Annotated in this window: 28 protein-coding genes and 1 pseudogene; 17 read left to right on the plus strand and 12 right to left on the minus strand. The window is 44.6% G+C overall.

Going from position 1 to position 25,837, the window contains the following annotated elements:
* Positions 1–251 precede the first annotated feature (251 nt).
* The 6 genes from Q1Q15_RS23415 (at position 252) to Q1Q15_RS23440 (ending at position 3,693) form a co-directional block, all read left to right on the plus strand.
* Entirely contained in the window at positions 252–458 is a 207-nt protein-coding gene (locus Q1Q15_RS23415; RefSeq protein ID WP_300465074.1) for a hypothetical protein, read from the plus strand.
* Between the two features lie 86 nt (positions 459–544).
* On the plus strand, positions 545–1,735 hold the full coding sequence (locus Q1Q15_RS23420) for an alpha-hydroxy-acid oxidizing protein (protein WP_300465075.1): 1,191 nt from the start codon (positions 545–547) through the stop codon (positions 1,733–1,735).
* On the plus strand, positions 1,720–2,151 hold the full coding sequence (locus Q1Q15_RS23425; protein ID WP_300465076.1) for a flavodoxin domain-containing protein: 432 nt from the start codon (positions 1,720–1,722) through the stop codon (positions 2,149–2,151). The genes Q1Q15_RS23420 and Q1Q15_RS23425 overlap by 16 nt, the downstream gene beginning before the upstream one ends.
* Before the next feature lie 9 nt (positions 2,152–2,160).
* On the plus strand, positions 2,161–2,610 hold the full coding sequence (trxA, locus tag Q1Q15_RS23430; protein WP_300465077.1) for a thioredoxin: 450 nt from the start codon (positions 2,161–2,163) through the stop codon (positions 2,608–2,610).
* A 377-nt stretch (positions 2,611–2,987) separates the two neighbouring features.
* A complete protein-coding gene (locus tag Q1Q15_RS23435; RefSeq protein ID WP_300465078.1) occupies positions 2,988–3,194 on the plus strand; it encodes a hypothetical protein in 207 nt (68 codons plus the stop codon).
* A 118-nt stretch (positions 3,195–3,312) separates the two neighbouring features.
* Positions 3,313–3,693, plus strand: a complete 381-nt coding sequence (locus Q1Q15_RS23440) for a desulfoferrodoxin (protein ID WP_300465079.1) — start codon at positions 3,313–3,315, stop codon at positions 3,691–3,693.
* A 73-nt stretch (positions 3,694–3,766) separates the two neighbouring features.
* On the opposite strand, the gene Q1Q15_RS23445 is transcribed toward Q1Q15_RS23440, so the two are convergent.
* Both Q1Q15_RS23445 and Q1Q15_RS23450 read right to left on the minus strand, forming a co-directional pair.
* On the minus strand, positions 3,767–4,234 hold the full coding sequence (locus Q1Q15_RS23445) for a ferritin family protein (protein ID WP_300465080.1): 468 nt from the start codon (positions 4,232–4,234) through the stop codon (positions 3,767–3,769).
* A 12-nt stretch (positions 4,235–4,246) separates the two neighbouring features.
* The gene (locus Q1Q15_RS23450) at positions 4,247–5,455 is read right to left on the minus strand and encodes a flavodoxin domain-containing protein (RefSeq protein WP_300465081.1); all 1,209 of its coding nucleotides are present in this window, start codon (positions 5,453–5,455) and stop codon (positions 4,247–4,249) included.
* 310 nt (positions 5,456–5,765) lie between these two features.
* Between Q1Q15_RS23450 and Q1Q15_RS23455 the strand changes: the two genes are divergently transcribed.
* The 5 genes from Q1Q15_RS23455 (at position 5,766) to Q1Q15_RS23475 (ending at position 9,781) form a co-directional block, all read left to right on the plus strand.
* Complete coding sequence (locus Q1Q15_RS23455) at positions 5,766–6,755, plus strand: DHH family phosphoesterase (RefSeq protein ID WP_300465082.1); 990 nt, start codon at positions 5,766–5,768, stop codon at positions 6,753–6,755.
* Between the two features lie 21 nt (positions 6,756–6,776).
* The gene (locus Q1Q15_RS23460; protein WP_300465099.1) at positions 6,777–7,652 is read left to right on the plus strand and encodes a PAS domain S-box protein; all 876 of its coding nucleotides are present in this window, start codon (positions 6,777–6,779) and stop codon (positions 7,650–7,652) included.
* Positions 7,653–7,799: 147 nt separating this feature from the next.
* On the plus strand, positions 7,800–9,125 hold the full coding sequence (locus tag Q1Q15_RS23465; RefSeq protein WP_300465083.1) for a phenylacetate--CoA ligase family protein: 1,326 nt from the start codon (positions 7,800–7,802) through the stop codon (positions 9,123–9,125).
* 18 nt (positions 9,126–9,143) lie between these two features.
* A complete protein-coding gene (locus tag Q1Q15_RS23470; protein WP_300465084.1) occupies positions 9,144–9,332 on the plus strand; it encodes a hypothetical protein in 189 nt (62 codons plus the stop codon).
* 170 nt (positions 9,333–9,502) lie between these two features.
* Complete coding sequence (locus Q1Q15_RS23475; protein WP_300465085.1) at positions 9,503–9,781, plus strand: glutaredoxin family protein; 279 nt, start codon at positions 9,503–9,505, stop codon at positions 9,779–9,781.
* On the opposite strand, the pseudogene Q1Q15_RS23480 reads toward Q1Q15_RS23475, so the two are convergent.
* From Q1Q15_RS23480 to Q1Q15_RS23500, 5 genes and pseudogenes are all read right to left on the minus strand, one after another.
* A pseudogene (locus Q1Q15_RS23480) lies at positions 9,782–10,213 on the minus strand (thioredoxin domain-containing protein); the annotation flags it as partial.
* A gap of 12 nt (positions 10,214–10,225) precedes the next feature.
* Positions 10,226–10,648 (minus strand): hypothetical protein, encoded by a 423-nt coding sequence (locus tag Q1Q15_RS23485; RefSeq protein ID WP_300465086.1) that lies wholly within the window; start codon positions 10,646–10,648, stop codon positions 10,226–10,228.
* An 89-nt stretch (positions 10,649–10,737) separates the two neighbouring features.
* Positions 10,738–12,126 carry a glycerate kinase gene (locus Q1Q15_RS23490; protein WP_300465087.1) on the minus strand — a complete coding sequence of 463 codons (1,389 nt, stop codon included), beginning with the start codon at positions 12,124–12,126 and terminating at the stop codon, positions 10,738–10,740.
* A 13-nt stretch (positions 12,127–12,139) separates the two neighbouring features.
* Positions 12,140–12,415: an RNA-binding S4 domain-containing protein gene (locus Q1Q15_RS23495; protein WP_300465088.1), complete on the minus strand. Its 276-nt coding sequence runs from the start codon at positions 12,413–12,415 to the stop codon at positions 12,140–12,142.
* A gap of 111 nt (positions 12,416–12,526) precedes the next feature.
* Positions 12,527–13,624, minus strand: a complete 1,098-nt coding sequence (locus Q1Q15_RS23500) for an MbeD/MobD family mobilization/exclusion protein (RefSeq protein WP_300465089.1) — start codon at positions 13,622–13,624, stop codon at positions 12,527–12,529.
* Between the two features lie 265 nt (positions 13,625–13,889).
* Between Q1Q15_RS23500 and Q1Q15_RS23505 the strand changes: the two genes are divergently transcribed.
* The gene (locus Q1Q15_RS23505) at positions 13,890–14,390 is read left to right on the plus strand and encodes a rubrerythrin family protein (protein ID WP_300465090.1); all 501 of its coding nucleotides are present in this window, start codon (positions 13,890–13,892) and stop codon (positions 14,388–14,390) included.
* A 194-nt stretch (positions 14,391–14,584) separates the two neighbouring features.
* On the opposite strand, the gene Q1Q15_RS23510 is transcribed toward Q1Q15_RS23505, so the two are convergent.
* Positions 14,585–15,547: an endonuclease/exonuclease/phosphatase family protein gene (locus Q1Q15_RS23510; RefSeq protein WP_300465091.1), complete on the minus strand. Its 963-nt coding sequence runs from the start codon at positions 15,545–15,547 to the stop codon at positions 14,585–14,587.
* Between the two features lie 197 nt (positions 15,548–15,744).
* On the opposite strand from Q1Q15_RS23510, the gene Q1Q15_RS23515 reads away from it, so the two are divergent.
* From Q1Q15_RS23515 to Q1Q15_RS23525, 3 genes are all read left to right on the plus strand, one after another.
* Positions 15,745–16,182: a Spy/CpxP family protein refolding chaperone gene (locus Q1Q15_RS23515; RefSeq protein WP_300465092.1), complete on the plus strand. Its 438-nt coding sequence runs from the start codon at positions 15,745–15,747 to the stop codon at positions 16,180–16,182.
* A gap of 122 nt (positions 16,183–16,304) precedes the next feature.
* Positions 16,305–16,997: a response regulator transcription factor gene (locus Q1Q15_RS23520; protein ID WP_300465093.1), complete on the plus strand. Its 693-nt coding sequence runs from the start codon at positions 16,305–16,307 to the stop codon at positions 16,995–16,997.
* Between the two features lie 2 nt (positions 16,998–16,999).
* Positions 17,000–18,307, plus strand: coding sequence for a HAMP domain-containing sensor histidine kinase (locus Q1Q15_RS23525; protein ID WP_300465100.1), 1,308 nt, complete (start codon positions 17,000–17,002; stop codon positions 18,305–18,307).
* A 94-nt stretch (positions 18,308–18,401) separates the two neighbouring features.
* On the opposite strand, the gene Q1Q15_RS23530 is transcribed toward Q1Q15_RS23525, so the two are convergent.
* Both Q1Q15_RS23530 and Q1Q15_RS25610 read right to left on the minus strand, forming a co-directional pair.
* On the minus strand, positions 18,402–18,713 hold the full coding sequence (locus Q1Q15_RS23530; RefSeq protein ID WP_300465094.1) for a DUF5076 domain-containing protein: 312 nt from the start codon (positions 18,711–18,713) through the stop codon (positions 18,402–18,404).
* A 129-nt stretch (positions 18,714–18,842) separates the two neighbouring features.
* Positions 18,843–19,031, minus strand: a complete 189-nt coding sequence (locus Q1Q15_RS25610; protein ID WP_363321039.1) for a cyclase family protein — start codon at positions 19,029–19,031, stop codon at positions 18,843–18,845.
* 174 nt (positions 19,032–19,205) lie between these two features.
* Between Q1Q15_RS25610 and Q1Q15_RS23535 the strand changes: the two genes are divergently transcribed.
* Both Q1Q15_RS23535 and Q1Q15_RS23540 read left to right on the plus strand, forming a co-directional pair.
* Positions 19,206–20,924, plus strand: coding sequence for an ABC-F family ATP-binding cassette domain-containing protein (locus tag Q1Q15_RS23535; protein WP_300465095.1), 1,719 nt, complete (start codon positions 19,206–19,208; stop codon positions 20,922–20,924).
* A gap of 77 nt (positions 20,925–21,001) precedes the next feature.
* Positions 21,002–23,338: a tetratricopeptide repeat protein gene (locus Q1Q15_RS23540; RefSeq protein WP_300465096.1), complete on the plus strand. Its 2,337-nt coding sequence runs from the start codon at positions 21,002–21,004 to the stop codon at positions 23,336–23,338.
* On the opposite strand, the gene Q1Q15_RS23545 is transcribed toward Q1Q15_RS23540, so the two are convergent.
* Entirely contained in the window at positions 23,339–24,052 is a 714-nt protein-coding gene (locus Q1Q15_RS23545) for a hypothetical protein (protein WP_300465097.1), read from the minus strand. It abuts the gene before it with no gap.
* A 105-nt stretch (positions 24,053–24,157) separates the two neighbouring features.
* On the minus strand, positions 24,158–24,970 hold the full coding sequence (locus Q1Q15_RS23550) for a PEP-CTERM sorting domain-containing protein (protein ID WP_300465098.1): 813 nt from the start codon (positions 24,968–24,970) through the stop codon (positions 24,158–24,160).
* Positions 24,971–25,837: the final 867 nt, after the last annotated feature.

A 25,837-nucleotide genomic window follows, 5' to 3' on the forward strand; every position in this document is an offset into this window, starting at 1 on the left:
CGAGTTTTTCCGCCACAAGTGTAGCCCGGCATAGAGCCTGTCAACATAGCCCATCCAGCGAAGGAAAGGTAATCTGGTCTGAACGGGTATGGGATATTCATAAAAAGTTACATGCGATTGCCCTGATGATTTGGCCAATTGATGTTTATGGATACCCCTAAGAACCGTCCTGTTAAAAAAAAGAATACAGGTTTGGCGTGTATTTTGCTTATTCCTCTTTACTGTTTGACTGTTGTTAACGATGAAGAGGCGTGAGGTGTAATGAAAAAAAGAGCATCCTGCCGAGGCTGTTAGACCAGAGCCGGATGTATGGTAACATCGGTTATGCGTATGAAACGGTTTTGGAACAAGAGACAGAGTTGTATCAAGACAATTCCGGGTTGCGATACAACCCCGCGCATGACGGTGTCTGGCCGGGATCGGTTTCCTGGGGTTTCGGGCAGTGGGTGAGGATTTAAAATGAGTCATTTTTTGATTACTGCTTTGCTAAAATTAAAATGAATGATATCCTTAACAAAGCCCGGCTCAAAAAAGGAGAAAATCAATGAATCAGTGGTATTGTACCATTTGTCATGAAACCTTTGCCAGTGACAGCAAACCTGCTGCCTGCGAAAGTTGTCATGCAGACGATCGCATGATTTTAAGTGCCGCAGAGGTTCCCCAGTCTCTTGAACAGGTCAGGGATTTGGCCAGGAAGAAGCTGAAAGGTATTTGCGCGGCCTATCCGTCCTGTGACGGTAATTTTGATAAAATCTGCCAGAGGGAGGCGTATGGAAAGCCCATTGGAATGGGCGGTATCGGACAGGGGCGGTCTTTTCGGGCCAATTCAGAATCCCTTGCGAACATTCAATTGAATATGTCTGTTCTGGGAGATCATTTTGAACCGGATACGACCTGTTCCTTTCTGGGCATTGATCTCAGATTTCCGGTGATGGCCTCTTCTACCGCCGGTGCCCAGGGCTATAATGATGCCCTGGATGAAACCTTTTTCTGCACGGCTGTATTAAGAGGATCCCAGGAAGCAGGGACCATTGGACTGCGAGGCGATACCTGGTTTTATACCCCGGAGGATAACCCGTCGCTGAAGGCCATGAAAGCCTGCAAAGGCTATGGTATACCCATCTTCAAGCCTCGATCCCAGGACGTTTTAAAACGGTTGTTTGAAGCGGCTGAATCCTGTGGCTGCAAAGCCGTTGGGATTGATCTGGATGGCTGTGGCTCCACCAATATGGCATCCCATGGGCAACCCGTGTTTAAAAAGAGTGTTAAAGATATTGAAGAACTGGTGACGTTTACATCACTGCCGTTTATTGCCAAGGGTATCCTGCTGCCGGATGAAGCACAGAAGTGTGTCGATGCAGGGGCTTCGGTTATTGCTGTTTCCAACCACGGCGGACGGGTCATGGATTCAACCCCGGGGGTTGCCACCATGCTGCCCCTGATCAGGAAGAAATTGGGTAATTCTGTTACGATTACCGCCGATGGGGGGGTGAGAACCGGGTATGATGTATTAAAGCTGCTGGCACTGGGTGCCAATGCGGTCCTTTTGGGACGAGATATCATACGGGCGGCTGTGGGTGCCGGAACCCTGGGGGTGAAACTGCATCTTGAACATATGGAAAAAACATTGAAAAAAGCCATGTTTATGACCGGAACAAAGAATATAGCCATGGCGGATTCAAGCATTATATTCAACCATAATGGAACAAAGGAGGAAAAATGGGAAAAGTATTAATTGTGTATGCATCAAGAGCTGATGAGACAAAAGGAATTGCTGAACTGATTGCAGAGGGGGTTCGCATTTCAGGCCATGAGGCTGAATTAAAAAAAACAAGCGAGATTAAAAGCGAAGACGACCTGAAAGGATATGATGGGTATGCGTTCGGATCCGCAACCTATCATGGTGAAATGATCACCTCCATGAAACAGATTTTGTTTGTTTCAGAACGGGCAGAACTGAAAGATAAACCCGGCGGCTCTTTTGGCGCCTATGGCTGGAGTGGTGAGGCAGCGGGAAGAATATTTGATACCATGGATCATATTTTTGGGATGAAAATGGTGTCCGGTCCTTTGATGCTCAAGGCAAGCTGGGTTCAAGGGGGCATCCAGGCGGCCCAGGATTATGGCAAAAGTATTGCAGCACTGATCTAAGGAATTATTATGAGTGATCAAAGCTTGATATTGGCGTGTTCAACGTGTGGTGCAAAAAACAGGGTGCCGCTTTCCCGGTTAGATGACACACCAAAATGTGGGAAGTGTGGACTGCTTTTGCCCCTGGAAAATTTAAGCCGGCCGGTCATAGTGACGGATCATGATTTTGACAGGGAGGTGATGGCGTCAACACTTCCGGTGCTGGTGGACTGCTGGGCACCCTGGTGTGGTCCCTGCAGATCCATGGGGCCGGTTCTGGATGCGCTTGCGGTAAAATACAGGGCCAGGTTAAAAATAGCCAAGCTCAATGTAGACGAAAACTCGGGGATTGGCTCAAGATATTCAATTTCAAGTGTTCCGACCATACTCCTGGTAAAAAATGGCCGGGTCATTGATAAACTCATTGGTGCCCTGCCAAAAGAACAATTGGAATCACAGATTGCAAGAATTCTTGGATAAAGGAAAAGACGCGTTTATTCACTGACTGAACCACCCGTAAGATATGGGATTTCATGGTGTCTGCCGGGATGTTGCCATTCCGGGCAGTCCAGGGCGGACACGTTCTTTATTTGAAAGACTTTTTGAAAGTAAATTTCAGCGGCAACAGACTATTGGCCGGTCAATTGAATCCCTGAATCGTAACGGCCTGGGGATGTCAATGATATTGACATTGTTAAAAGAAAGATGACACAAAAGCAGTTTCAGCGAAAGGGGATGGCATTCCCCCAAAGGGCGGGTCGCAAAACGTTGATCGGGTTTTAATCGACTGGCATGATGCTTGCTTATGTTTAGTGGTGTATCACCCAAACACTAAAACATTCAGGGGGCAATATCAGATGCTCAAACTTAAAGCTCGAAAGAAAAAAAAAGTTGTTGACGTCTCCAAAGCCTATGCTGCTTTAAAATCCCAGGACGAAATTTACTATCAAATGGCCTCTATCTTCAAAGCGGTTAACAGGGATGAAGATAAATTGGCTAAAAAAGTTTTAACCAGTTTGTTAACCGGCAAACAATCTGAAATATTTCTGGAAAATTCTGTGTAAATACCCTATAAAGGGAGAAGCATTTTGCAGGATTTTTTTCGTCTATATTATTTAGAATTCCAAGCTTCATTTTGGTAAATTATAACACTTACAAAACACAAAAAAAAGGAGAGCTGAAATGGCTGAAAAAATGGGTATTTACAAGTGCAGCAAATGTGGAAACATTGTACAGGTACTTCATGGAGAAAAACCGCCGGTCATGTGCTGTGGCGAACCAATGGATCGTCTGGCTGCAAATACGGTGGATGCCGCTAAAGAGAAGCATGTGCCCGTGATTGAAAAACTGGATGGCGGATATCTGGTAAAGGTCGGCAGTGTTGCCCATCCCATGGGGAATGATCACTGGATTGAGTGGATTGAACTTGTCAGTTGTGACGGAAATTATGTCCAGCGAATGATGTTGACACCCACAAGCCAGCCGGAAGCCACCTTTAAAACGGATTCCGATAAGGTTGAAGCAAGAGCGTATTGTAATCTCCACGGTCTTTGGAAATCCTAAACCCGGTTAAGCGAACCTTCTACCCCCCCCTGCACTGATATATCAGTGCAGGGGGGGGCTTTGAACAAGCATCTTATGCCATGAGTTTTTCTGCAAGCAGTTTAATGTGGCTCATCTCTTCCTTGATAATGTCATCAATCTTTGACTGACCCAGCTTTGGGGGAACCAGTGCTTTCATTCCAAGATAAAACGCGATGGAATCTTTTTCTGCTTGAATCGCACGGCTCAATATTGTTTTAAACCGGTTGTCAGGCATTTTTTGTTCAGAAAAAACCCGGGTATCCGCGAGTGCTTTCAGATAAAGGACTGTTTCATCATCCGGGTCAAAGGCGGTGGAAAACGTTTCTTGGTCTGTTAATTCTTTTTGCATCGTGGCAAAGGTTGCTTCATGATCGTCTTCCATCTTTGCCAGATAAAGGAGAAATTCTTTCTCTTTTTCCGCGTTTACCTGTTTTGCGGCATCGCGGTAAAATATCGCACCATTCTGTTCGATTTTTATTGCAATTTCAAAAATTTCATTTGCATTAAACGTGTTAGACATTTTCCCTCCGGATTATTTTTTTTTGCAAGATAAGGTTTTTTTTAATGTTTTTGCGATTTTTACTCCTAGACCAAAACATCGGTCCAGATCAGATGCATCCGGAACATATTGGACCCTGACACCATCATCAATAATATTCAGTTTCATTTCAGAAAATTCCTTATTCAGTATTTTTACCGCTTCACCACTCCAGCCGTAAGACCCAAATGCAGCTGCGATCTTATTCTGGGGTCGCAGGCCTTTGATATAGGTCATGACATCTGCGATAACGGGAAAAATGCTGTTGTTCAGTGTCGGGGAACCCACAGCGATGGCGCCGGCATCAATAATTTCCGTCATGATGTCACTTCTGTGCCATTTTCTTGTGTTCATGAGTCGGACATTCACATCTTCCGACTCAATGCCGCTGGTAATGGATCTTGCCATCTTGGTGGTGCTTTCCCACATGGAATCAAAAATGACAACCACCTTATTGGCGGGTTCCTGTCTGGACCAGCGGTCATAGGCATTAATAATTTTAGCCGGGTTGTCCCGCCAGATAATGCCATGATCCGGGCAGATCATGTTTATTTTCAGGTTCAATTTTGCAACATCTTTTAACAGTGCCTGTACCCTTGGTGAAAAGTGAAGCAGGATATTGGCATAATACTTTCTGGCGTGGGGGATGATTTCATCTCCGATTTGATCATCAAAGAATTTATCACCGGCATAATGCTGCCCAAAGGCATCACTGGAAAATAAAATAGCGTCATCCACAAGATAGGTGAACATACTGTCCGGCCAATGAAGCATTCTTGTCTCAAGAAAAGAAAAGGTTCTGTTCCCGATTTTGAGTTCATCACCACTTCCCACGATCTGGAAATTAAAGTCGAGGTGAAAATGACGGTTAAGGTTTTTGGCACCCATTTTTGAACAATAAAGGGGTTTGTCACGCCCTATGTTATGCATTACTTTGGGGATAGCCCCGGAATGGTCCATTTCCGTATGATTGCTGATAACCATATCAATCTCTTTGGGATCAATGATTCTGCTGATATTGGACAGCAGCTCATCTGAAAACTTTTCTTTTACCGTATCAATGAGAATATTTTTTTCCCCCAGCACCAGAAATGCATTATACGATGTTCCTTCATCCGTAGAGTAGCCATGGAAATCTCGAATATCCCAGTCGCGGCAGCCAACCGAATAGATCCCATCCGCTATTTCAATGGGTTTGTACATTTGCTTTGAGTCCTCCCATCATCAATGAATTTTCATTTAAGTCATTTACTAAACCCGGTATCCTCAGTCTAAACATCCAACACTATGCAAAGCGTGTGCCTTGAAATTCTAATTTTTTTTCCTGATAAAAAGGATTTTAGCTTGAGGGTTATTATTATAGGATACGATGCGTAAAATCAATGAATCATTTATCTTCAATATGTTGCCCCATTGGGTGTTTTTTACGGTGGGTTTGCAATTCTTGCCATTATTGGATATCCTAATTATTACACTGATACTTTTTTTAGCAGAAATAGGAAGATGATTGCAGATGAGTACTCGAGAGAAACTTAATCGATTTTTGAGCCTTTTCACCCGTACTTCAAAAGTGCTTGTGGTGATCAATGCCGACCCGGATGCCATTGCCGCCAGCATGGCTGTCAAACGATTGTTGTGGCGAAAGGTCAGTGAAGTCTGCATTGCCCATTTCAACAAGATCACCCGACCGGATAACTTAGCCATGATTGAGTATACGGAATCGGGTCTGGTTGCGCTGGATGAGATCAAGAAGGAAAATTTTGATACATTTGTGGTGGTGGACTCCCAGCCGAATCATAATGAACGGTTTTCAGTATTTTGTTTTGATGCCATTATCGATCATCATCCTGTAACCGGTGATACGGCAAAATATGTTGATATCCGGCCGGATTACGGTGCCTGTTCCACCATTATGACGGAATACCTTAAATCAAAAAAAATAAAACCGTCTTCCAAGCTTGCTGCCGCCCTGATGCTGGGAATTAAAACCGACACATCTGATTTTACACGGCAGGCGAGCTTGAAAGATATCCGGGCATTCCAATACCTGTATCAGTTTGCAGACAACAATATCGTTACCAAAGTTGAAAGAGCTGCGTTAACCCAGGAAGATCTTGATTTTTTGGGGGCTGCCATAAGACAAAGAAAAATTATTAACAACCGATTTTTTTTTCATGCAGGCCCTATTTCCAAACCGGATGAGCTGGTGATCCTGGCCGATTTTTTTTTAACCCTGTCCCGGGTTAACTGGAGTATTATCTCAGGGGTGTATGAAAAAAAACTGATTGTTGTGATTCGAAATGACGGGTTGAGAAAAGGGGCAGGAAACACGGCAAAAGAGGCGTTTTCACCGTATGGATCTGCGGGCGGGCACAAGACCATGGCCCGGGCCGAGCTTGATTTAAAGTTGATCAAAAAGCAAACCGGAACAGTGAATAAAAAAGTGCTCGGTGACTGGATTATATCTGTAATTGAAAAGACAGCCGGGAAAAAAATTGAATAATATTTTTATAAGAGATGGATCATTAAACTAAAGCCCAACAGAGAAAAAGCCTTATCAAACAGTGAACAACGGTATCGAACCCTTGTTGAAACCATGGGTGACGGCTTGACCGAAGTCGATGAAAACCAGGTGGCCACCTATGCCAATGAGGCGCTCTGCCAGATGTGGGGGCGGTCCAGGGATGAGATCGTCGGCCAAAATATCAATCATTTTTTAGATGATGAGAATAAAGAAATTCTGTCTGCTCAACAGGAAAGCCGGAAAATAGGAAAGAGTGATTCCTATGAAATCGTGTGGACCAAAAAAGACGGATCTGAACTTCATGCCCTTATGAGCCCGACCCCATATTTTGATTCCAATGGGAAGTTTAAAGGCAGTTTTGCCATTGTTACCGATATCTCAAAGCATAAAAAAGAAAAGAATATTCTGGAGTTCAGGGTTAAGAAGAGAACCCGGGAGCTTGAAAATAAAACAAAAAGTCTTGAAGAGGTGAACACCGCCTTAAGGGTTTTATTAAAGCAGAGAGAAGAAGATAAAACCATGCTTGAAGAAAGAATGGTTTTAAATATCAGGGAACTGGTCCTTCCTTTTATTGAGAGAATGAAGGAAGACACCCTCAGTGATAGCCAGCGAGGGTGCTTGAATATTATAGAATCAACATTGATTGACATTGTCTCCCCGTTTTTGCATAAGCTTGCCATGGAATTTTCAAATCTTACGCCATCTGAAGTCCAGGTGGCCAACATGGTCAAGTATGGAAAGACAACTAAGGAAATCGCCCAGATTTTAAATCTGTCGGCTAAAACCATTGAGTTCTATCGCAAGAGTATCCGGAAAAAAGTCGGCATCACAAACAAAGCCATCAATCTTCGAACGTTTCTGTCTGCCACAAAGTAACAGGTATATTTCATACCTGGTATACCCCTGAAATATACCTGTTGTCGATGGTTTTTTTTAAGGTTATAAATGATATCAATATATTGAAAAGATGGCCGACCCGTTACCTTAAAGTAACATTCAAAATTTATATGGAAGGACAATCAGATGAATCATCAGAAATACTGGAATCCGGTCCTGGAGACGATGCCCAGGGAAAAGCTGAAACAACTGCAGTTTAAAAAATTTAAACGAATATTGACCTGGGCCTACACCCATTCAATATTTCACAAGGCCCTCTATGATACGGCCGGTTTAACCCCGGATGATATTCATTCCTTTGATGATATCAAGCGGGTGCCAAAGGTTGAAAAATCCATGATGAGGGATATCCAGAAAAAAGATCCCTATCCCTATGGGGATGCTCTGTGTGTTCCCCTGGAAGAGGTTTCAGCTTTTCGACAGACCAGTGGTACCACCGGTCAGCCGGTCTATCAGCCGGATACCTGGCAGGATTGGGACTGGTGGGCTGAATGCTGGTCTTTTATCTTGTGGTCCCAGGGATATCGCGCCAGGGATCGCGTGTTCCTTCCCTTTGGATATAATATTTTCGTGGCCTTCTGGGCCGCACATTATGGTGCTGAAAAGCTGGGATGTGAAGTGGTTCCCGGTGGGGTTCTGGATACCCAGGCCCGGATCTTGAAAATACAGGAATTGACCGCAACCGCCATGATGGCAACCCCGACCTATATTTTAAACATGGCCGATGTGGCAAAGAACAAGATGGGGATTGACCCCAGAGAATTGTCCATCAGCAAGATTACCTGTGCCGGGGAACCGGGTGCCGGTATTCCCAGCACGAAAAAAAGAATGGAAGATGCCTGGGGGGCAAGGGTCTATGACCATTCCGGTGCAACGGAAATCGGTGCATGGTCCTACGAGTGTGAAGATCAGCCCCATGGTATGCATGTCAATGAAGCCATGTTTCTTGTGGAGATAGAAGATCTCGATACCGGTGAGATCATAGAAGAACCGGGCCGGAGAGGGAAAATGGTCATCACGGCCCTGGACAGGATGGCCCAGCCCTGTGTCCGGTTTGATTCCAAGGATGTGATTGAATGGGATGCGAATCCGTGCACCTGTGGTCGGACTTTTCGATTGATCAAGGGCGGCGTTCTCGGCCGGTCCGATGATATTACAAAGGTCAAAGGGGTTCTTCTTTCTCCTGCAGCCATAGAAGAGGTGGTCAGGTCCATTGATGGCCTGGGGGATGAGTTTGAGATTGTTGTGGATAAACAAGGCGATGTCGACCGGATAAAGCTTAAAGTGGAACTTCTGCCGGAGGTGACACGGTCGAGTCTGGAAAATGTCTTGGTCGATCAACTCAGACTGAAAACCAATCTAAGGTATCAAATTGAATACTATGATTATGGCAGCCTGCCGCGCTATGAAGTAAAGGCAAAGCGGTTTAAGGATCTCCGGAAAAAACATTAGCAAAAGGGAATGGTGGTTATGGAAACTTCGTATGACATACATGCAATAAACGATAAAATCCTTAAGGTAAAAGAATTGCTGCTTGAACTTGAATCAGAAGGAGAGACATTTCCTGCCCTGGCAAGAAATTCAAAAAGGGCACTGGTCTGCATAAAAATGCTGGAATTTAATATTTCGGATGTTGTATCCTTTACAACGGACGATTAGGCAAACAAATTCCATTGTCTGAAAAATAAAGCGGGTAAAGGACCACGGTAGTTTTTTGGTTTTTACCCGCTTTTTTTACCGCGGTTCTTTTTGTGTTACTCAATTTAAGTTGTTTCACCAGAGCCTTGATGCTTTCAAATATGGTCTTACAATAGAAAATAACGTTAATCATGAAAGAAGAGGCTGTTATGTTGAAAGTATATGCTGCCAAATGGTGTCCCCATTGTACAAAAACGATTGAACATTTAAAAAACCATAACATTGAATTTGAATATGTTGAAATTGAAAACCAATCAGAAACGACAATCCAGAAAATCATTGATGTAAATGGCGGTGATGACTGGGTTGTGCCAACACTTGAATTTAATGGCAAATGGAGGGAAGGCAAAATTTATAATGAAAAAGAACTGAATGCTGATTTAGATAAATTGGGCTGCCTTCGGTCTTGATTATTTGTCGGAACGCGTTGCTTTTTTTATTTCAAACTCAATTTTTTTTATGAATTCAGCTGGATTTCTAAGGCGTGTCTGTTTTCCATTGATAAAGATGGTCGGGGTTCCGGTCACACCGATTTCTCTGCCATTTTGGATGTCCCTGTTGATGATGCGGTGAATATCCGGCAAATTTATATCGGTCTTGAATTTGTCCATGTCAAGCTGGAGCGACTGGGCAATTTCTTCAATTTTTTCATCGTTAATCTGTTTATGATTCTTGAGTAATGTTTCATGAAATTCCCAGAATTTTCCCTGCTTATGGGCAGCCAGACTCGCCTGGGCAGCTTTACGGGCAAATTTATGACTCGTAAGGGGAAATTGTTTGATAACAATTTTTAATTGATCGGCATACGTATCCGACAACTGCCGGAAAAACGGCTCTAAACGAGCACAATACGGTCACTGGTAATCATCAAAGACGGCAATGGTCACTGGTGCATCGGGGTGCCCTTTGAAGGGCAGTCCGGAAAGCGATATTTCAAATACCTGTTCAACCCGGATGATTTCAAGCAATTTTGAAGAGTGGCCGGTTAATATAAGGGTTTTATTTTTTTCAGAATAGGTGATGTTGTCATAGGTGTCATCAATGGCAGAACGGCTGAGAATTTTATCATTTTCTAATGAATATACACTCAATTCTCCCGGGGACAAAATAAAGATCATCTGCCCGTCCTCCGAGGATGCCACATCCAGCGGTTGAACGGCCAGGGTTTTTTTTTGTATCGGTGTTAAATCAACATTCCCATGAACAAGGGGAATGAACAGCATTGATAATAAAATAATATATATAGATACGATTTTTTTTTGTTTGAATTTGTTCATGTTGTACGTTCCTTTCCCATTAAGAACACGGTATTCATATCTTTTGCCATTTTGGCGCTGGTTTGTCAAAAAAATAGAGGATGATCGTATCATTTTATCCTGTTTCCTTCCCGAACCAGAAGGATATTTAAATCCATGACATTGGTTCCGGTGGGTCCTGTGACCATAAGGTCGCCCAATTTTTTAAAAAAAGGATAGGCATTGTTGTTGTCAAGGTGGGATTGAGGGTCAAGTCCTGCCTTTTTTGCCCGTTCAAGGGTGGTGGTGTCGGCAATGGCACCGGCAGCATCTGTGGGACCGTCTGTTCCATCGGTTCCGGCACAGAGCATCACCGTTTCAGGGCTTTCGTCAATCTGTAAGGCAGCAACCAGGGCGGCTTCCTGGTTCCGGCCCCCACGGCCGTCTCCTTTTAGGGTCAGGGTGGTTTCTCCGCCGGATAAAATGCAGGCAGGGCAGGCAATGGGCTGGCCTGTTGCCAGGATTTCTTTGGCAATTGCCGTGTGTATCCGGGCGGCGGTATGGGTATCACCTTCAATAAAAGAGGATAGAATCAATGTGTTGTATCCCCGCCTGCGGGCTGCTTTTCTGCAGGCCGCAAGCGCCTGCCGGTTGCTGCCGATAATAACGCTTTTCGTGCGGTTGAAAAAATCAGCCCCTGATTTGGGCGTTTCATCCATGTGACCTTTGACCCCTTGTTTAAGGTGGTTTAAAATCGTTTTGGGCAGGCGTTTTTCCAGGTCATATTTATGGATAATCTGCAGGCAGTCTGTAAACGTGGTATCGTCAGGCACACCCGGGCCAGAGGCAATCACGTCAAGCGCATCTCCCACTACGTCAGATAAAACCAGGCAGACCATGGTCGCCGGTACAGCGGCTTTTGCCAGTCTTCCGCCCTTAATGGCGGACAGGTGTTTTCGAAGTGCATTGGCTTCCTGGATAGTGGCGCCGCACCCCAAAAGAAGGGTTGTGGCAGCTTGTTTGTCCTGAAGTGTCAGGGGGGTGGCCGGCAACGGCAGCAGTGCTGAGCCACCCCCGGAAAGCAGGCAGAGGATCAGATCATTTTCTGTTGCCCCGGCAGCAAGATTCATGATGGCCTGTGATGCCTTTATCCCGTTTTCATCAGGTACAGGGTGGCCGGCTTCCAGGATTTGAATATGATCAAGCGGTACACTATGGTTGTATTTTACACTGATGATGCCATGGGTGATGCGGTGGCAAAGAATATCTTCAATGGCCTTGGCCATGACTGCCGTGGCTTTGCCGGCACCGATGACCAGGATGCGGTCAATGACGGCCAAATCAAACGAATGCTTACCAATCCAAAAGCAGTTTTGTTCCAGCCGGCAGGCCCGGTCGATGGCTGCTTTTGCTCCAGCGGCATCAAGTCCTGCCCAAAAGATGGCCCGGGCATCGTCTTTCATCCTGGCGAGCAGGGACTCCTGGACCGGAGTCCTGGGTGTAAATGATTTGTTTTTCATTCTTCCCCGGATTTTATTCGGTCTCAATTTGAATGAAGTGCCCGTTAAACCCAATCACATCCCCTGAATAGAGTTTATTGCGTTTCCGGGTTTCGATTTTCCCGTTTACGGTCACCATCCCGTCGGCAATAAAGTGCTTGGCTTCCCCACCACTTGCCGCCAGATTTTCAAACTTGAGCACCTTGTATAATTCAACCGGTTCTCTGGTAATTTTAACGATTCTGATATGATCCATTGCCATGACATTCCTTTCTATCATCTGCCCGTGCCCGTCAGCACCAATGGACAATGGGCTGATCCCGTCGGCATGAGGGGTTCCAAAGGGTCGCTGGGGGGGGAATTCCGCCAGCGACCCGGTTATAAGGCAAACACGGTGGTTTTCTGTGCAGAGAAAAAAGAGTTAAGCGCTTGTCTTTGATTTGGCTTTGGTTTTTTTCTGGGTTTTTGCCGGGGCTTTCTTTTTTTTGGGTTTTGCTTTGACGGTCTTTTTTTCAAGCGCTTTTATTTTTTCCTCGTAATCTGCCTGGATTTTTTTGATTTCGTCTTGGTGTTCCGATTCCCGGGCAGTGGCTTTTTCCTGTTCTGCCAGGACAGATTTCTCCACCTGACTTTCAATCTCCTGCTGATGCTTGGTTTCCAGGTCCTGCTGGATCTGATGCTGGGCTTCCAGGTCCTGTTGGATCCGGCTGATCTCTTTTGTCAGTCCGTCTTTTTCATTTAAAAGCGTGGTCTGTTTTTCAGTGATGTCTGAAATCGTCTGTTTCAACTCTTTCTCTGCGGTTTCCCAGGCGGTCTGTTTCTCTGTATATTCACGAGTGAGTGTCTCTAAGGCTTCTGCTGCCTCTTTTTGATATCGTGCCTCAAGATCGGTGACAATTGTCTTGTGTTGATCTTCAACTGTTTTGGCTGAATCGGACAATTCCTTGACCGTTGCATTCAGGCTGTCGATCTGTGCTTTTTGCTTTGCTTTGAGGTCATTGAGGTCTTTTTTGTTTTTGGATTCGGCTGCTTTGGCCATATCGGTCATTTCCGTGATGGTGATGTTCAGGGCCTCGATTTCGGCTTTGAATTTCTGGGTCACGGATTCGATGGTCAAGACTTTCTGCAGCGGGAGAGAAAACAGGTGGCCTTTCAGTCGGGCTTGTCTTCTGATTTGTTTTCGGGATTCCCTTACGGGATTGATATTCCGGAGCAAAATTTTTGAAATTTCCTTGAAACAGGTCCAGAAAGCCCCTATGTCTTGTGTGCTGATCAGTTTCCGCTCAGCCGCCCCCTGGTCTTCCGCCCTGGAAATAATATCTTCCAAAACCAGTTGAAACCGCTTTAACTCTGTTCTAACAAGGTGTTTGTCCCCCCCTGCATCCTGGTTGTTTTCACAACAAAAAGCGTACAGAACTGAATTAAACATCTCACGATTGATGTCTGATTTTACAGCCAGTTGTTCAAATTGTGATTTAATTTTTTCAATTTTATCTGTTGATATTACATCTGAAGTCATAGGGCCTCTCTTAAATGTTTTGTTTTGCAATTTCCAATCGTTTCAAGGTTTATTGACTGAAAAATTTAAAACATATGGAATCCAATGTAAACAACAAAAATGCCACAGCCTTTATTTTTAGCCAACCATTCGGAAAATTAAACGGGTTGCACTCAACTGACAAAAAATAGTATAAAATTGACATTCAAAGCAATTGATTAATTTCTAATGACGGGGATGCAGCGTTTTAACGCCAAAAGTTTTATTAAAATATCAGGAGGAAAACATGACAACAACAAACGATAATCTTAAAGAAGCCTTTGCCGGAGAAAGCCAGGCCAACCAGAAATACAGGGCATTTGCAAAAAAAGCAGAAAAAGAAGGGTTTGCAAATATCGCCAAGTTGTTCTTGACCACTGCAGAAGCTGAACGGATCCATGCTGAAGGGCATCTGAAAGCCCTGGACATGATCGCATCAACCGCAGATAACCTTCAGTCTGCCATTAACGGCGAGACAGATGAATTTACCCACATGTATCCACCCATGGTTGATCAAGCGGTAGCAGATGGTCATAAAGCCAAAATCATGTTTAAATTTGCCGTTGCCGCAGAAGCCGTTCACGCCCAGATATATCAAAAGGCACTTGAAGCGGTTAAAAAGGGCGTTGACCTTGACGAAAGCAATTTTTACCTTTGCCCGGTCTGTGGATATATTGAGTTGGGCGCAGCCCCGGAGAAATGCCCTGTCTGCAATGCAAAGCAACCCCTTTTCGTTCAAGTTGGCTGATTAATTTTCAGCAGCCGTAACGTTAGATACGGCTGCTGAATTTTTAAAATCAGTGACCACCCATTATTCTCTACGTTCCTTAACCCTGATTTTTTTTCAAACATATCGATCACTTCATCCACCCCTATTTTCCCATCCCCATTGATATCGCCGTCACCATCAAAATCATGGATATGCGAAGGATCAGGGATACATCATTGTTTCTCTAACCGGAACCTTACAATCAGGGGATTATGATCAGAAACTTTATCTTCTTTTGCATCATTTAAGTCAATGATATAGGCAAGTTCAGGGATTAAGCCTCGATAAAAAATAAAGTCGTATGGATACCCGAATATTGAGGTAACTCTTTTGTCTATTTCAAATGTCACTTCATTAAATTCTCTGGTGAGTGTCTGCACCAGCCCGGAGTTTTTTATGATAGTGTCCAATAATTTTGTGCTGCGCTTTGTCATTGTATTGAAATCACCTGCCACGATTACAGGTCCGTTATGGCCATTTATTTTTTTTTTTATACGGATCAACTGGCGCTTGAAATTTTCTGTGCCCATCAGAATGGCATGGACATTCACCACCAGCAATTTCTCAGCATGATCCGTAAAAGCAAAGGTTGTAAACAATGCTGATTTCGGGGTTGGAAAAACAGGTTCGCATGCCCGCATTGCATAAACGGATTGTGCGGTCGCGGTTGACATCGTTAATACCCCCGTGGGGATGTTTCTTTCCTTGTCAGCCATAAAACTGACAGCCATATTCCAGGAATACGGGGTATCAAATGCATCCATTATATGTAAAAAATCATCATCCATATAGGCTTCTTGAATCAAGATGATATCTTTCCCCTTTGATAGGTCCCAAAAAAGATCATTCCATTTTTGGGGAGTACAGTTAAACGCAAAACCTGTGATGTTTTTAATGGTTTTTCTACAACCGGCTAATCCATTCCACGACAACACTTCAAAGGAAGAGGCATCTAACTTGTGATGGGAGGTATCCGTGCTTTCATGGGGTTGATCTACCCCAGCTTTTATTTGTTGAAATTCCCCATTTCCCGTGCTTACGATCAAAGAATTGGTATCCGGCAAGGAACAGCAGGCACAAACAAAACCGGTGAATAAAACAATGATCAGAAAAAGATGACAGCAGTTTTTCAGCATTGATTGATCCTCCCTTGTCAGTGCGGATACGCAGTTAAGCCGCCATGAGTCACATTAGATTAAGTACATTATTGTACTGTTACACTCTGTTACATATTTTTACCCCTGTGAAAAGCCATTTATTTGAAAAAAGGTATACTTGTATCCATGACAGCCCTATGGGCATAACTCATGAACAGTTAATGGAGGAACAGGGTATGAAAAAAACACATGTCAGCGCAGTCATCACCATGGTATTGATTCTTTGTATGACCATTTTCGTCGGGTGCAGGTCCCATGGCAGCATGAAAAGTCATGCATTTGCTCTGGATTATATCAGCGAAACCCTTGATTTGACAGCGGCACAGGAATCACACCTGGCCGATATTAAGGATGAAGTTACGGCAAAGGTGGATTTTTTACACAAAGACAGACAAACCATGCACACAATGCTGAAAGAACAGCTTGCATCAGACCAGATAGATGAAACGGTGATCAAGGGCCTTGTTGCCGAACACCGTGAAAAAATGAATCAGGTGATTGATCTGGTTGTTGATCGCCTCATTATTTTTCACAGGGAACTGACCCCGGATCAAAAGATCAAACTGATCAAAAAGATGGAAAAATTTGAATCCTGGCACCATTTCGGGTCGTAATGGACACCGGTCTAACCAAAAGTATAATGGGAATCTCTTCACTGCGCATGTTTGGGATTCCCATTATGGTGTAAATAGGGTATATACAGGCGATTGAACCTACTGAAACAACGGCAGCCAGCATGAAACAGACCATTTTAATCATTGATGACGATGAAAAGCTCAACCGGCTTCTGGAAAAATTCCTGGGCGATTTTGGAATGGCAGTGCAATCTGCAGTTACGCCATCGGCTGGCTTGAAACGCTTTAAAGAGAATCCCCCGGATTTGATTATTCTTGATATCATGCTGCCGGAAATGGATGGGTTTGAGGTCTGCAGGACCATCCGCCGAACCAGCCGTATCCCCATCATCATGCTGACGGCCCGGGGGGATCTGACCGACAGGGTGGTCGGTCTTGAACTCGGGGCAGATGATTACCTGCCCAAGCCCTTTGAACCCAGGGAGCTTGTGGCCCGTATCCAGTCCGTGCTTCGGCGGACAAATCCAACCGGGTTTGGGAAAACAGAAACTTTTGGCACCCTTGAGATTGATTTTGCCCGTCAAACGGTTGCACTGGAAGGTCATCCCCTGGATTTGACGACCGGCGAATACACGGCCCTGTCCTTTCTGGCCGTTAATACCGGGAAAGTACTTGACCGGGACCAGATCCTGAATGAACTCAAAGGGATTGACTGTGAGGCATTTAACCGCACGGTTGATGTCACCGTGAGCCGGCTAAGACAGAAACTTGGCGATGACCCGAAAACGCCCAGGTTCATAAAAACCGTCTGGGGGTCAGGCTATTTGTTTCTCGGCGGAAGTCCGGAAAAGTGAAGATGATCTTAAACCGGTTCAAGAACATTGTCCACTCGGTATATGCCAAGCTCATTGTCATCAGCCTTATCACCTGGATCTGCATTGTCCTGGTGGCCGGTGGCCTTTTTGTGTTTCACCGCCTCAATTCTGTTACCCCATTTCACACCCATGTGATCCAGTATCTCAGTTATGTGATCGATGACCTGGGAACCCCCCCGGACTATGACCGTGCCAAAACTATATTCCGGCTAACAGGATTGAAAACCGCCTTCCGGGGGGAGACGGGTTCCTGGTCTTTAATTGATGCCTTACCTGGAAACAAGGCGATTCGATACCGGTTGTTTTCCCATTCAAAAACCATCCAGTTTGGACGATATCATGGCCGGCATTTCTTAAAATATACCCATGAAAAAGGGACGTTTTTATTTGAATTTTCCGGGTATGATCAAAATAAAAGACGCTACCTATGGCTGCACCTGATGCTGTTGATATCCATTTCTTTGATTGTTTTCGGGGCTTACCTGGCCGTAAAAAGGGTATTGACCCCCATCAAATGGCTGCATGAAGGCGTAAAAGAAGTGGGCAACGGTCACCTGATGCATACGGTGCCCGAGGACAGAAAAGATGAATTCGGGAAACTGGCCAAAGCATTCAATGCCATGACAGGTCAGCTTCAGCATATGCTGGCACTGAAACAGCAATTGTTAAGGGACGTCAGCCATGAACTTCGATCCCCCCTGACCCGGGTCAAAGTGGCGTTGGAATTCCTGGACGATGACCGGATGAAAAAGAGTATTGGCTCGGATATCCTTGAAATGGAAACCCTGGTGACCACCATTCTTGAAACTGCCAGGCTCCACCATGATCATGCCAATCTTGAAAAAGAGTTGTCTGACCTTTCCGCATGTGTCAAAGAAATTTCAACCACGTTTGCATCCCGCTCTCCCGGTGTCATTTGCTTAGACGCTGTTCCCATCATGTGTGAATTTGATCGGGACAGGATTAAAATCGTCATCGTCAACATTCTTGAAAATGCCATTAAATATTCAAATGCGGACAGCGATCCTGTAACCATCGGCCTTTATCGTGATCAAACCTGGGCCAGGGTCGTCATATCAGACAATGGCATTGGTATGGACAAGAGCCAGTTGAGCCTTGTCCTGGAACCGTTTTACCGGTTGGACAAATCCCGTTCAAAACAAACCGGGGGGTACGGCCTGGGCTTAAGTCTCTGCAAAACCATTATGGATGCCCACAACGGAAAGATACAGATGAACAGTACGCCCGGGAAAGGGACATCTGTTACGCTTTTCCTGCCAATGCCTTAAAATGGACCGCAGCGATTTTCCTGTTGAGCACATTTTTTCGGGGGAGTTTGTTCCCGTCTGGAAATCGGTTTAAACCGGCAAGGGGTGGCGCAGGTCAATCTTTAATTTTCCCTTTAATCGTATTTGCACCGTATCCCAGATGGGTCAGCAGGGCATTTGCAATTTTCATTTCAGATGCTGTTGTATGATAATCATGGCTTTGCGTCAGTCCATTGGCAATATGGCGGATCAGATCTGCCAGCAGTTCACCCCATGCGTCTCTTTCGTCGATGTCGAAGGTTGATGCTTGTTCCCACATGCCCAATAACATTGACACGTGAATATCTTTGTTGCCGATCCAAACCCGAATCATCTCCATGGCATTTGGATCATCTTTTATGCCTTCTGGTATTTTCAATTCATTCATCTATTTTTCCTTATGTGGTTTTTTTAACAGAAGATTCGAACAAACCCAACCGCTTTGCCTGTTTTTTAAACGCATGGATTGCTTGTCGAACCCTTTATCCATAACTCTTGCCATTTTGGTCCGGGCCTGTCAACATCTTTGGCCGGTTGAAACCAGCAACGATGGGCAAATCAACCATATCATCTGTAAGATCTTGGCAGCCTCTATAGTCAGCACACGATAATTAGTGAAGTATTTATCCGTTCCCCAATAATGGCTCCATCCAGTATGGAGCAATAAAAAATCAATATTTTTTATTGCTTTTTCATGGGGTTCCAAGGCTGTCAGTTACATCTCCACTCATTGTAACAGTTTGAAAAATATCCATAACAAATTTGCAGGTTAAATTATTTTCCCCAAAAAAGTGTGACTTAGATTATAGTTTTCCGGGGGAAGATCACCCCTGTACCGGTAAAAACAAATTAAGGTGACCTCTTTCACTTTAGCAGCAATATGGCGGTAGCTCTGAATGTCGGTCTTGCCACCGATGCTGCAGACATGGTACTGATATCCTTTTTTTTATCTGGAGCGTTAAAGATGATTCATCTGACAAACATATCAAAACAATACGGGTCCCAGATCCTGTTTAAAAATGCCAGCCTCCAGATTCTGGCGGGCACACGGGCTGGCCTCGTGGGTGCCAACGGCACCGGCAAGACAACCATTTTCAACCTGATCACGGGGGAAGAAGACGCAGACGGCGGAGAGATTTCCCGTTCCAAACAAGTAACCATCGGTTACTTTTCCCAGGATGTGGGGGAGATGTCCGGCAGATCCGCCCTGGCTGAAGTCATGTCGGCTGTTTCCGATGTGGTGGAGCTCGGAAGGACCATGAAAGCGATGGAAGCTGCCATGGCAGAACCCATGGATGATAATGCCATGGAAACCCTGCTGTCGGCATACGGGGAAGCAGCCGAGGCCTTTGAAAACCGTGGGGGATATGATCTTGAAACCCGTGCCCAAACCGTTCTCACAGGCCTGGGCATCGGACCTGCCGACTATGACCGGCCCGTGGAATCTTTCAGCGGTGGATGGAAAATGCGGATTGCTCTGGCAAAAATTTTAACCATCTGCCCGAATGTATTGCTTTTAGATGAACCCACCAACCACCTGGACATGGAATCCATCATCTGGCTGGAGAACTGGCTGACCACTGAATTTAAGGGTGCGCTCCTCATGACCTGCCATGACCATGATTTCATGAACAGGGTGGTGTCCCGGACCATCGAAGTGGCCCATCACACCACCACCACCTATGGTGGGAATTATGATTTTTATATCCAGGAGCGGGAGATTCGGATGGCCCAACTTGTTGCGAGCCACCGGCGTCAGAAAGAGATGTTGGCCAAGGAAGAAAATTTCATCGCCCGATTCAAAGCAAGGGTCTCCCACGCCTCACAGGTACAGTCCCGGATCAAAAAACTGGAAAAAATAGAGCGAATTGAACTGCCGGAATACCAGAAGGTCATCAAATTCGAGTTTCCGGAGATCCCGCGGTCCGGTGACGATGTGGTTCTCCTGGACAGGCTGGGTAAAATATGGGAAACCCCGGACAGGGAACCCAAAACCGTATTCACGGATATTTCCGGACAGATTACCCGGCAGGACAAGATCGCCGTGGTGGGTGTCAACGGTGCCGGTAAATCCACACTCCTGAAGATCCTGGCCGGAAAGACCGATCCGACACAGGGCCGGTTCAGAATCGGTGCCGGTGTTAACATTGGTTATTTCAGCCAGCATGCCATGGATATTCTCGATCCTGGGAAAACCGTTTTTGAAACGGTCCAGGCAGCATTGCCCCTCAAGGGCATCGGGGTGATCCGCAACCTGTGCGCTGCTTTTCTTTTCTCAGGTGATGATGTGGACAAACAGGTCAAACAACTCTCCGGCGGAGAGAAGAGCCGGGTGGTCCTGGCAACAATTCTGGGCCGGTCCGTGAATTTCCTGGTACTTGACGAGCCCACCAACCACCTGGATATTCAGTCCCGGGAGGTCCTGCTCCAGGCCCTGAAAGACTTCGCCGGGACCCTTGTCCTGGTCAGTCATGACCGGCATTTTCTTCGCTGCCTGGTGGACCGGGTTTTCGAGATAGACCAGGGCAAAATGACCGCCTATAAAGGGGATTACGAGTACTATCTTTCAAAAACCGGACGGGATCACAAGGCGATATAAAAGGATGCCATTTACCCATACGAATTATCGGACAACGATACTTGACTGGCATATCATATCGCTGTAATTTAAAAATTATGAAAATAACACTTAAGGGTTTGATTTCTATTCTTTTCCTGATATCTGTCATCGGCTGTGACAAGGTACAGGAGGGTGATTCCACAAAACACTTGGATAAAGCCCGGCAATATGTTGAGCAGAACAGGCTCCAGGACGCTGTGATTGAATATAAAAGTATTGTCCAGATCGATCCTGAAAATGACGTCGCGCATTTTGAGCTTGGAGACACCTATATGAAACTCCGGCAACCCGGAAAAGCCATACGACATTACAAACTTGCCGCTGCCCTCAATACAGACAATGCCAAAGCACAGCTTAAAATCGGCCAGATGTTTTTAAGGGTCAATGCGCTAACGGAAGCGAGGAAAACGGTTACCACGGTTCTCAATCAATATCCTGACAGTGTTGATGCCTATCACCTGCTGGCAGGCATCCTGGTCCAGGAAAAAGAAATCAAAAAGGCCATCACAGCGCTTTCAAAAGCCAACAAAATCGATAAAAATAATATCAAAACACATCTGTTTTTGGCGCGGCTCTTTGAAATTGTTGGTGATGATGACCAGGCGGAAACAGCTTATATCAATGCCATCCGTCTGGATTCTTACAACCGGACAGCCTATATGGATCTGTGCAAGCTATATGCAAAGACCCAAAAAACCGCCCAGATTGAATCGGTATTAACCCATGTGGTTATGACACCGGGCATAAAGTTTGAAAAATATACAGACCTTGCCAGGTTTTATGAAAGACAAAGACGATTTGATCTGGCTGAAAAGTCGTATAAGGACGCGATCATTTCAGCGCCCAGGTCAGCGCGTCCCCGTATGAATATGGCTGAATATTTTGTTAGAAGAGGCAATAAGGATCAGGCTGTTGCACATATGGAAAAAGCGATGTCCATAAAGAAGAACCATCCCATCCTCATGACAGGGCTGGCACAAATTTATTTTCAATTCAATATGCTGGACCAGGCAAAAAAACGGATTGACACTGTATTGGAAACACACCGGCAGTTTACCCGTGCGCTTGATTTAAAGGGCCGGATTATGATGGCCCGGAATGATTTTGTCCATGCGATTGATCAATTTGATCAGGTGATTAAATTTGATCCCAATAATGCCAGCGCACATTACTATAAGGGGGTCTGCTTAAAAAAACAAGGGGGTAGAGATCGTCCGGGAGAGGCGCTGCGCAGATCGGCAGCAGGGTTTCTGAATGATCCCAACTCCTTTGACAAACAACGGATCAAGAACCATCTGAAGGATGCCATCCTTCTTGATCCTGATCTCCTGGCACCACGGCTGGAACTTGTGGAACTATACCTGCAGGAAAAAAATCTTTTCCAGGCCAGAAAACAGTTAGAAAAGGCTCTCAGGCTTTCCCCCAGCAGTGAAAAAGGAATGGCCCTTCTCTCGGGGATCTATATCCTGGAAGGCGATTTTGAAAATGCTGAAAAAATATGTCATACCCTAGTGAAGCGGAATCCCGATAATGCTTCGGGCCATATCCGCCTGGGGCTTATTTATAACGCAACCGGTCGGGATGGCCCGGCCATTGCTTCTTTTGAAAAGGCATTTGCGCTCAATCCATTGGAAACCAGCATTCTCGACCATATGGCTTCCGTCTATATGAATAAAAATCAATATGATGTCACCCTGGCAATGTTAACCAGGTACACGCCATTGGTCAGCAGGAACGGTAAGGCCGTGATTGAGAACATAAAGGGCAACGTTTATATGAAAAAGGAGGATACAAAAACAGCATCTGAGCACTTTGAAAAAGCCATTGAACTTGATCCTTTTTTTTTTCAGCCTCAAATGTCACTGGCCCTGGTATACCATGGAAGCGATGACATATTGAAGGCTGAGATGCAATATAAAAAAGTGATCGAAATAAACAAATCTTATATCCCCGCATATCGGGCATTGGGCTTAATTCGAGAGATGGCAGATGACTGGCGCCAGGCTGAATTTTATTATACCAGGATTTTAGAGATTGATCCGTATGATGCACTTGCCGCCAATAACCTTGCCTTTATATTCGCTGAAAGGGGAGGGGATCTTGACAGGGCCATGAGGCTGGCAAGACTGGCAAAAGATAAATTGCCGGAAGATCCCAATATTATGGATACGCTGGGATGGGTATATTATAAAAAGGGACGATATGCCAATGCCATTGAAGAGTTCCAGGAAAGCCTGAAATTAAAACCAGACAATCCCCTTGCGTGTTACCATATGGGCATGGCGTTGTATGGAAGCAAAGATATAATGACGGCCAAATATTATTTAAAAAAAGCCCTTGATCTGGACCCTGATTTTAATGGCGCTGAAGATGCCAGGAACCTTCTTTTTTAACTAATGATGGTCAAAATGTATTTTTATTGTATTGGTAACAGAAAAAGAACCATTTTTTCCTTGAAGATATTTCAGCAGCGTATAAATGAATATGACAATACCGGTCATTTCTAAGAATTCTTCCACTGAATAAAAAACAGCATATCTGATGGATTCATAGCTGTAACGCTCTGCCGCCCGAGCACTGAGCATTTCAAAGCCAACAGCTCCCATAAGAAAAACACCCCCGGAAACCACAAATAAAACAGCTGTCTGCCGGGGCAGACGGAGAAGAAAGGAAACGTAAACCAGGGCAATAAGACTCACCCCGATGCCATAGGGTAAAACCCATGGAAAATAGATAAGGCCTGTGGCATTCACATAGCGGTCTGTATAGTTGTTAATGTGCTCATGGATTGTAAGTCCCTCATCCAAGGACAGAAAAAAAAAGATAAGGGTAAGACCGATCCAGTAAATCCACCTTGGGTTTTGGTTTTTCCAATCAATACTGCCACAGATCAGAAGCAGAAAAGAACAAAAAAAAAGGGCAACGCTTGAATACAGGGTGGGAATATTTTTCTCCATATCCACATTAAACAAGGGCAAAATATCTATAACGGCAGTGTACTCTGAATGATAGTAGACAACCATCAGAACCGCGTTGGCAGTGGTAAGAAGGATAACAAAAATCACAAAGACAAGGGTCGTTCTTTCTGGATGCAGGATGAGTCTCATTGTTTTTTTACCTTCAAGTATAGCAATACCTTCATGTAAAACAGATACAAAAAAAGCAGGGCCATGAATGCCCTGCTTCTATAGTATCGAAAATAAAACGCACTGTCAAAACAGCTTTTTTCTTCTCATTCCAGCAAGGGCTAATAAGCCCAGTCCAACGAGGAGCATTGTTGCCGGTTCTGGAATCTGACCCCCTGTCGGGTTGCTGCCAAGGGAAGCCGCAAAATTCGAGCCTTGTTTGTGTGGAGAATAATGTCCATCTGTCAACTTCAATTGAATATTCTGGACTGTCTGTGCCCCCGTATCACCTTCATTATAGCCAAGGGTATCCAAATTAATTTTAAATTCATATATTACTTCAAATATCCAGTCGGTCGCTACACTTTTTGTGGGAGAATTCGAGTTATCCCCAAAATAGTCGGAATTTTTACTATATTTTTCCCAATTATATTCCATTGACGTTTTTCCATCAAGAACAGCGCCGCTACCAAGACTAGAATAAAGTTTTGTTGGTTTAACATTAAAGTCGGTCGTAAAATAATCAAAGGAAAAATTTGCTACTGTTGCTCCGCTTCCAAATTTTCGATAAAATTGAAAGTTAGCGTTATCAGTCTCTCTTAAATCCTGAAAGGTATGTAGTTTTGGTGCCCAATCCGCAACCGTATTAGTCCCATAACTATTATCAACAATCGCCAACGATTCGACATAAGCCACAAGCAAGGCATCATTCGTCTGGTGATAATAGAGCCTGGCATCAGGAAGGGCCGTATTTGTATGTGGCATGTCAAACCAGGTTTTATAATTTTCCGTTGATCCGTTTACCTCCCAGTCAATGGTAGCCGCCACTAGAGATAAAGGCAATGCAATTGTTAAGGCCAGAAAGCTGAATAAAATCGTCGCTAAATTTGATGGTTTCATTTTTATCATCCAGTTTTGTTTTTGTGGAGGCGAAATTCATTCGGTATAACTGGCATGACTAAAAAATGCAAATATCGTGCCAAAAATTTATTAATTTTTGAAAAAGGTTATAAGCCCTGCTACCAAGGGTTTCTCAAAATTCATCCTGAATATTTAAATATCCAATAGTCATAGATAGGTCATAATTTTCACAATTCTATTACATTTTTTATCTAATAGAAAGAAAATTTTTCAGGGTATCATCATTCAGCCGTCAAAAAGCGCATCTTATGGTGGTGGGTGCAGATTTCGATTCCGCCCTGGGCAGAAAACAGGGACAGGTTGAATTTGGGGTCAGACCAAGCAAAGGTTTTTAACCACCTAATTACATTGGTCAATTTTTGTTTGGTGCCTGTTTTATGTTTCTTAGAAGGGCCATTTTGATATCAAAATGGCCCTTCTAAGAAACTGCTATTGTCCCAATAAAATTTATTATCAAGGTCGAACTCTCCATATGTTACTTGATCTTCTCTAAGTTCAAAACCGACTTCTGATTTTATTTTTTTCCGGCCTTTTGCCTTATCTCCAAGAAGCGCTTTGGTCTTTTCTATGAATTGATTATCCCCGACAGCAATGCTTTTTGTCCATGTCAGGTCTTTTTTGTTGATTTGGGTTAAAGTGGTGTCAACCCATTGACCCTGTATACCCCAACTGGACTATTGTTTTTTTGTGAAATGACCGGCTTTTGCCAGAATCTCCAGATAAAATGACTCTAATTGCAGTTTTTCCAGGGCAATCGCATGTAACTTTTTATGAATATCCCATACCCGTTCAGACCAGATTACCTTTCCTTCGCTGGATGGGCTATGTTGACAGGCTCTATGCCGG

Source organism: Desulfobacula sp., assembly GCF_030145145.1.
Lineage (GTDB): Bacteria > Desulfobacterota > Desulfobacteria > Desulfobacterales > Desulfobacteraceae > Desulfobacula.

What these genes read in the sequence shown, in the direction of transcription:
- Q1Q15_RS23420 (WP_300465075.1), top strand. Translation starts at nt 545, where the DNA reads ATGAATCAGTGGTATTGTACCATTTGTCATGAAACCTTTGCCAGTGAC.
- Q1Q15_RS23520 (WP_300465093.1), top strand. Translation starts at nt 16,305, where the DNA reads ATGAAACAGACCATTTTAATCATTGATGACGATGAAAAGCTCAACCGG.
- Q1Q15_RS23490 (WP_300465087.1), bottom strand. Translation starts at nt 12,126, where the DNA reads ATGAAAAACAAATCATTTACACCCAGGACTCCGGTCCAGGAGTCCCTG.
- Q1Q15_RS23550 (WP_300465098.1), bottom strand. Translation starts at nt 24,970, where the DNA reads ATGAAACCATCAAATTTAGCGACGATTTTATTCAGCTTTCTGGCCTTA.
- Q1Q15_RS23500 (WP_300465089.1), bottom strand. Translation starts at nt 13,624, where the DNA reads ATGACTTCAGATGTAATATCAACAGATAAAATTGAAAAAATTAAATCA.
- Q1Q15_RS23475 (WP_300465085.1), top strand. Translation starts at nt 9,503, where the DNA reads ATGAAAGAAGAGGCTGTTATGTTGAAAGTATATGCTGCCAAATGGTGT.
- Q1Q15_RS23465 (WP_300465083.1), top strand. Translation starts at nt 7,800, where the DNA reads ATGAATCATCAGAAATACTGGAATCCGGTCCTGGAGACGATGCCCAGG.
- Q1Q15_RS23445 (WP_300465080.1), bottom strand. Translation starts at nt 4,234, where the DNA reads ATGTCTAACACGTTTAATGCAAATGAAATTTTTGAAATTGCAATAAAA.
- Q1Q15_RS23485 (WP_300465086.1), bottom strand. Translation starts at nt 10,648, where the DNA reads ATGAACAAATTCAAACAAAAAAAAATCGTATCTATATATATTATTTTA.
- trxA (WP_300465077.1), top strand. Translation starts at nt 2,161, where the DNA reads ATGAGTGATCAAAGCTTGATATTGGCGTGTTCAACGTGTGGTGCAAAA.
- Q1Q15_RS23540 (WP_300465096.1), top strand. Translation starts at nt 21,002, where the DNA reads ATGAAAATAACACTTAAGGGTTTGATTTCTATTCTTTTCCTGATATCT.
- Q1Q15_RS23535 (WP_300465095.1), top strand. Translation starts at nt 19,206, where the DNA reads ATGGCGGTAGCTCTGAATGTCGGTCTTGCCACCGATGCTGCAGACATG.
- Q1Q15_RS23525 (WP_300465100.1), top strand. Translation starts at nt 17,000, where the DNA reads ATGATCTTAAACCGGTTCAAGAACATTGTCCACTCGGTATATGCCAAG.
- Q1Q15_RS23530 (WP_300465094.1), bottom strand. Translation starts at nt 18,713, where the DNA reads ATGAATGAATTGAAAATACCAGAAGGCATAAAAGATGATCCAAATGCC.
- Q1Q15_RS23450 (WP_300465081.1), bottom strand. Translation starts at nt 5,455, where the DNA reads ATGTACAAACCCATTGAAATAGCGGATGGGATCTATTCGGTTGGCTGC.
- Q1Q15_RS23425 (WP_300465076.1), top strand. Translation starts at nt 1,720, where the DNA reads ATGGGAAAAGTATTAATTGTGTATGCATCAAGAGCTGATGAGACAAAA.
- Q1Q15_RS23440 (WP_300465079.1), top strand. Translation starts at nt 3,313, where the DNA reads ATGGCTGAAAAAATGGGTATTTACAAGTGCAGCAAATGTGGAAACATT.
- Q1Q15_RS23455 (WP_300465082.1), top strand. Translation starts at nt 5,766, where the DNA reads ATGAGTACTCGAGAGAAACTTAATCGATTTTTGAGCCTTTTCACCCGT.
- Q1Q15_RS23435 (WP_300465078.1), top strand. Translation starts at nt 2,988, where the DNA reads ATGCTCAAACTTAAAGCTCGAAAGAAAAAAAAAGTTGTTGACGTCTCC.
- Q1Q15_RS23515 (WP_300465092.1), top strand. Translation starts at nt 15,745, where the DNA reads ATGAAAAAAACACATGTCAGCGCAGTCATCACCATGGTATTGATTCTT.
- Q1Q15_RS23510 (WP_300465091.1), bottom strand. Translation starts at nt 15,547, where the DNA reads ATGCTGAAAAACTGCTGTCATCTTTTTCTGATCATTGTTTTATTCACC.
- Q1Q15_RS23505 (WP_300465090.1), top strand. Translation starts at nt 13,890, where the DNA reads ATGACAACAACAAACGATAATCTTAAAGAAGCCTTTGCCGGAGAAAGC.
- Q1Q15_RS23470 (WP_300465084.1), top strand. Translation starts at nt 9,144, where the DNA reads ATGGAAACTTCGTATGACATACATGCAATAAACGATAAAATCCTTAAG.
- Q1Q15_RS23545 (WP_300465097.1), bottom strand. Translation starts at nt 24,052, where the DNA reads ATGAGACTCATCCTGCATCCAGAAAGAACGACCCTTGTCTTTGTGATT.